The following is a 249-nucleotide window of genomic DNA, read 5'->3' as shown; positions in this document are numbered from 1 at the left end:
AAAATAGCACTATTTATCGCTTTTGAAGTCGAAGCATAGGCAAATCTCTTATCTGAATTAAATTTTACTTCCTTACCACTTTTAGTATCTAAAGCATAAACACCAATATGAGCATTATATTTTTTTTCTAAATCATTTAACTTTTTGGCATGTGGACTGTTTGAATTACATGCACTTAAAACTAAAGCAATTGCAATTAAAAATATTAACTTTTTCAAAATAAACCCTCCAATATTACAATTGTAATTT

The 249-nt window shown here is 26.1% G+C and carries 1 protein-coding gene; it reads right to left on the bottom strand.

What is annotated here, in order from left to right; all coding sequences use genetic code 11:
- Positions 1–218, bottom strand: a 218-nt coding sequence (locus QP381_RS09295; protein ID WP_285068746.1) for a lipoprotein, incomplete at its 3' end; no start/stop codon positions are given.
- Positions 219–249 lie beyond the last annotated feature (31 nt).

This window comes from Pauljensenia sp. UMB6358, assembly GCF_030216865.1.
GTDB classification, from domain to species: Bacteria; Actinomycetota; Actinomycetes; order Actinomycetales; family Actinomycetaceae; genus Pauljensenia; species Pauljensenia turicensis_A.
Note: the sequence above shows the minus strand (reverse complement) of the source record. Positions and strands in the feature narration are given on the sequence as shown.